At 59.2% G+C, this 5,736-nt stretch carries 4 protein-coding genes; 1 reads left to right on the top strand and 3 read right to left on the bottom strand.

The features are described from left to right. Nucleotides 1-768, bottom strand: a 768-nt coding sequence (locus WC683_19025; protein MFA4974705.1) for a hypothetical protein, incomplete at its 3' end; no start/stop codon positions are given. A 323-nt stretch (nucleotides 769-1,091) separates the two neighbouring features. On the opposite strand from WC683_19025, the gene WC683_19020 reads away from it, so the two are divergent. Further along, on the top strand, nucleotides 1,092-2,057 hold the full coding sequence (locus WC683_19020) for a TIGR01212 family radical SAM protein (protein ID MFA4974704.1): 966 nt from the start codon (nucleotides 1,092-1,094) through the stop codon (nucleotides 2,055-2,057). Here the strand turns inward: WC683_19020 and WC683_19015 are convergent. After that, complete coding sequence (locus tag WC683_19015; protein ID MFA4974703.1) at nucleotides 2,017-4,623, bottom strand: hypothetical protein; 2,607 nt, start codon at nucleotides 4,621-4,623, stop codon at nucleotides 2,017-2,019. The two genes, WC683_19020 and WC683_19015, sit on opposite strands and share 41 nt — an antisense overlap. A gap of 154 nt (nucleotides 4,624-4,777) precedes the next feature. Next, a partial coding sequence (locus tag WC683_19010) for a tetratricopeptide repeat protein (protein MFA4974702.1) occupies nucleotides 4,778-5,736 on the bottom strand: 959 nt, incomplete at its 5' end.

Raw genomic sequence — 5,736 nt, 5'->3', positions numbered from 1 at the left:
CTGCGGGGTCATAAGCACGTGGACCTTGCCGTCGTCGTCCACGTCCGATGAGTCGCCGAGCAGGGCCGCCATCTCGCCCACCTCGCCGTCGAAATCGCCGCAGAGCCCATCGACGTCCGCATCGGATAGGATATCTTCGCTGACCCTGGAGTCGACGTAGCAGAGCACGTTGGAGCCGACGTGTCTCACGACGCCGGTGACCTCGACGTATGAGCTGGGGGAGGAGAGGCTGGAGAGGACCCTGAACACCTCCCTGTCGCCGAGCGACTGGGCCTTCACCGACATCCCCTTCATGCTCGACTCCGAGAATGCCACTGAGGAAGGCACCTCGTTCACGTCGAGGTCCATCTCGGCTGCGCGCAGCCACGCGCTGAATATCTCGTCCGCGCCGTAGCCCTCGTCTTCCATGATCTCGCCTTCCACCTCCATCGCCTTTTCGCCTGCGAGCGGATCCGGGAGCGAGAGGTCGGGCGATAGTTGGATGGTGGCCCCGTTGCCCAATGCGCTGCTCGACCCGACGGCGAGGATGAACTTCGCTCCGGTCTCTACGCCGCTGAAATCAAGACTCGCCTGGCTTGAGGAGAAATCGACTATGAGCGCATCGCCGACGCCGAGTTCCGACGGGGTGGATGCGAGAATGCTGGGGCCGTAATCGCCCTCGTCACCCTCATTCAGGTTCACATCAGAGCTCCCGCCGCATCCTGCCAAAACCAACGTCAATGCAGCCAAGAACCCTATCCAGCTTCCCATCCCCTTTTTCAGCTTCATAGCTGGCCCCTTTCCCAAACCCTCCGCACCTCAAAAGAGCAAGGAACGTGCCAGCCGATCAAAATTACGCGTCTCTACAAATATTTGATTTTATTAATTAATATTGATATTGGTTTTGATGTGATATTCGAATAAGGGTATAAATTGACCCCATCTCTCAATTTGCACCCTCTCATAGTGATAAGGATGGCAGCAAAAGACGTTATGCGGCACTTTGCTGGCAGGGTAAAAATGACGTCAAAGCGTTGACGTGCGCGCAGACACAAAACCCTTCACACAGGGCGCAAATCGTATTATGGAATGTGGCGCATGGAGATAACGTCTTGAATATTAGATATAATTCAATAAACGCGTTCCTCTGGGAGCGTTTCAAGGAGAGGGTCTATAAAGTGACCCTGGAGAGCGGCTTTGGCTGCCCCAATCGTGATGAGGCAACAGGTCGCAAGGGATGCGCCTTTTGCAGCGAAGAATCACTCATCCCGACCACGTCCCTGGAGAGAGAAGGCCCTCTAAAAAAGATCAGCGAACAGCTGAGAGAGGGGATCGAATACATAAGAAAGAGGCATGGTGCCGCAAAGGTGATCTCCTATTTCCAGGACGGCTCCAACACGCACGCCTCCCCTGCCGTGGTGGACAAGATGCTGAACGAGTCGATCCGGCATCCCGCGGTCGTCGGCCTTGCCGTATCCACGAGACCGGACTGCCTGGAGCAAGGGCACGTCGAGGCCCTCGAGCGATTGAGCGGGCAAACCATGCTGTGGGTGGAGCTGGGCCTTCAGTCGGCCCACGACGAGACGCTGAGGAGGATCGATCGCAGACATACTGCGGAGCAGTTCGCCAATGCCTGCCGCGTCCTTGCCGACGCGGGGATATCGGTATGCGCGCACGCGATGCTGGGGCTACCCGGCGAGACGCACAAGATGATGATGGAGACCGCGGAATTTTTGAACGAGGCGAAAGTGTGGGGCGTGAAGATACACAACCTCCACATACTCAAAGACACTCGCATGGAGCGGGAATACAATGAAGGGAAGATCGATCTGCCCGACCTTGAGACCTACGCCGGATGGGTCTGCGATTTTCTGGAGGAGCTTTCACCGGCCATCGTCGTCCATAGGCTGAACGCCCACGGCCCACGCAGGCTCACGGTCGCACCCGAATGGTCGATCAACAAACTCGCGGTGATGAACGCGGTGCACAAAGAGATGGCGCGCAGGGACTCGCACCAAGGGAAGAGATTCAAATCCATCAGCGCACGCGCCAGGCCTGGAATGACAGAGGCATGTTGAACTGGGGAGCTACGTGCAGGAAGGCGGTGGGAAGCACGTACTGTCCGGTAGGCAACGCGACCTCGGCCATGAGCCTGTGGCCCAGGCCTTCTTTCTCATATTCAGCGGCGCTCTTCTGAGACTGGATCAGCACAATGCCGTCGCGTTTGACCCCCTTGGTCATGGTCTTGAGAGTCGTGCCGAAATGCGGAAGATTCCAGAGCGCAATGTCGGCCCTGACCTTCTCCCTTGTCGGAACATATTTGATCTTCGACCTCAGATGTTCGGGCGCCCTCATGAGTTCGTAGCTCGTCTGGATGCGCTTGAGCCCGTTAGGATCTCGCCAGCCCACCTTCATGCCCATTCGAGCCAAAGCGAGCATCGCGCCGACAGCCAGGCGCGGACCGTACTCCATGGCGCGGAGTTCGTCCGCAGCCCTTTTGCGTTTGCGGGAGACGAACTCCGCCGCCGATTTGAGCGCAACGATCATCCTGGGGAATTCGCCGAAGGAGAGCAGGTCATATACGTCCCCCGCGACAACCCCTGTGAGATCCGGCCCTGAGGGAAGATCCGGCAATACCGACTCCAGCTCCCTGATGCTCTTCGCATTCCTGAAACTCATCCACGAGCCATCGAATGAGATCGGCGCCGGCCGCACCACGACGTCTTCCGGGAGCCTCCCCCTCTTTGCATTGACTATCCTCTCAACTCCCCCGGGACCACGCATGACCGCATACGACGTCCCTGCCACAAAGTTCACCTTCGAAACCATCTCCTCGAAGATCTCGAGCCTCCCCGGAGACGCGGAGTAGCGCCTGTTTATCTCCTCCAAAAATGTGTAGTGGATCGCGTTCAGCGGATTTATGCCCGCCACCGCGTCGATGGTGCGCGAAGCTATGACGGCGGAAGCCCGGATCTCCGCCTCATGCTTCTCAGGATAGCTCATGAAAAAAGGCGAAGACTCGGCGCTCTCCATCTTGCCGAACTGTCTGCTCACCTCGGCAGCCAGGACGCGGCCTTTCCTCACGCAGCCCTCCATCCAGCCGGCGAGATCCAGGGCGAGCCTGTCCGGATCCACTTCAAAAACGCCGTCTTCGTACAGCGGAGGCGAATTGGGCGGATCGTCGCCCCTGGGGTGTATGTTGACGACACTGTACTCGAAGTATTCGCGGTACCCGTTGTTGTGAGCAGGTGCGTTGTCCCCGACCACGACGATGTACGCGCCCGGATTCCTCTTTCTGAAAGACTTGACCATAGTCCACTTGTGCGGCTCGTTGCCCCCTGCGAGATACGCCGCCTCCGACCAGTCGATCTTCTCGCCTTCGTGTCTGAGGAGCACGCTGTCCTTCTCCCAAATATCGTACTTTTTCAGGATGCGCTCGGAGCTCGATCCGCCGTCGAGCAGGGTGTCGTCCGAGCTGCTGCGGAGCGTGGCGTACAAGTTCATGACTCCCATGCCCATGAATAATTTCACCAGCTCCACCATGCCGCGGATCGGCAGCATCTCCAGTCGCCTCTCAGCACTGTAGAAGTTGGCCTGAAAATAGGCGTCCGCATCTTTCAGCGTCTCTTCCCTGGCGACGCCCATGTCCCTGAGTATCGTGCGGCTGTTCCAGCCCCGTTCGACGTTTGAGCGCTTCGCCTTCTCCCTTATCTCCGCCGCATCGGGGCCGTCGTAGAAAAGCAGCCACTCATTGAAGATCCGGGCTGCGAATTCGCGAGCGTCCAGGACCGTGCCGTCCAGGTCCCAAACCGCGACAGGCCTCTTGCCCATCGCCCTCGCCTTGGCGATCATTCGTTCGACGGCAATGATCAGGTCCTTGACGTTGAGCATCTCGTGCCAGGTATCGGTCACCCTGTACGCGATCGGAGGATTGCCGCGGCCCCTCATCTGGCCGAGCCTCGGCATCCAGAACTCATGAATGCCGGCCCCGCTCTCACGCGATCGCGCGATCGCAAGCAGCCTCGGGAACGCAAGCCCCGCGTCCTGCGGGACATAGAGGATGCGGGCGCCTTCCAGCACGGAGTCGACCAACGCCTTGTCGCCCAATATCCTGCGCACCCCCCTCTCAGCTCCGTTGAGGCTCGAGAGTATCCAGGCGCCGTGCTCCATCAGATCCGATACGTCGTCGCCCGCCTCCGGCGAGCGGTTCCAGAAGACCCTGTACGCATTTGACCCGGAGTCGTACATGATCCTGAACCTGGGCGACCTTCCTCTACCCGAGAGCGAAGAGAGCAGCAGCGCAGGGTCCGTCGTCGAGACGTCGACCCAACCCTCCTTGCCCTGCAATGAAGCCGCCTCACCTCCGGAGACCGCAGCGCCCGCCGCGGCGCCCGCCCTCACAACCGCATGCATCGCCTCGAGCACGCTCGCATCGTACGGCCTCATCATGAACTCGCGAAGCAGTTCCCCATAACGCGAGGCCAAAACCGTCCATGCCTCCTCGCGACCGAACGAATCCGCAACCTCAAAGCCCTGCCTCGCGACGCCCTGCACAACGCCATGATCGTGATCCATCCCCTCGGACCTCTTGAGGTCCTCATAGGGAAGGATGAGCACGGGCGATTTGTCGGTGATCTCGTTCAACATATCCTCCCGGAGGCACAAACAACACGTTGTCGATAATTCTTCGGCCGGCGCAACGAAAAGTTGCTTGAAAAAAAGAAGCGGGAAACGGCGTAAAATTTCCGTTTCCCGTCAAAAAACGTTACACTATTATCAGTATGCGTTCGCAATAGACTCACACCCCGCCACCCAGCCCGCGCACCTTCTTCACCGCGCTCTCGATCTCAGGATAGAGCTTCACCGCCTCCGCGAATTCCCTGTCCGCAGCCTCCTTCTGGCCGCGCGCAAGATTGAGGCGGCCGAGCCAGTAGTGCGCGTGGGCAGGCCAGTAGTTTCCGACCGACATCTTGAGAAACCGGGTGAGCTCATCCTCCGCCTCGGAAAGGCTCGCCGGGTCACCCTTCAACACGAGCGCCACCCCGATGAAATAGTGAGCCCCCTTGCCCTCGGGCAGGATGGTGAGGATCTTTCTGAACTGCCCTACCGCATCGTCGTAGCTCTTGAGCGATATGAGCACCTTGCCGTAGAGCTTCCTCAGGATCACGTTGTTCGGATACTGTTCGAGATATTCCGAGAGTATGCGCGAGGCGTCCTTGAAGCGGCGCTCCTCGAAGTACATGATGGCGAGGTTCACCTTCGCCAGGTCCTTCGCAAAATGGCCGTCCCGCGCCACGCCTTCCACTATGGATATCCCCTCCGCCCGCCTGTCCGGGAACATGCGCAAAAACCACAGATCGCGCGAGAAGACCGAGCGCCAGTAGATGTACATGCCCAGACCGAAATCGGCGTCCGCGAATGAGGGGTCGAGTTCCTTCACGTGTTTGAACAACTGGCGCGATTTTCCGCCCTGCGTATACGCGTCCCACCACTGGCCCTTGCGCGCCTTGAAGAATCCGTCGAGGCCCATGAGCGCGCCCGAGAGGAAGAGGTCCCACGTGGTGGGTTCGTACTTCTGCATGATCGCATCGACGCGCCGAGTCCCTTCTCGAACCTCTGCGAGAAACCCCTTTTCGAGATGAAAATCCTCCTGTTCGAGCATCTTCATCTCGAGCACCGCCATCTTTCCGAAGGGCCCTGCGGGCGAGGTGGGGTAGTCGCCGGACAGCGACTCGAAGATAGCGTCCGCGCCGGGGT

Source organism: bacterium, from assembly GCA_041648665.1.
Lineage (GTDB): Bacteria > UBA10199 > UBA10199 > 2-02-FULL-44-16 > JAAZCA01 > JAFGMW01.
This window is presented reverse-complemented; position numbering and strand designations above follow the sequence as displayed.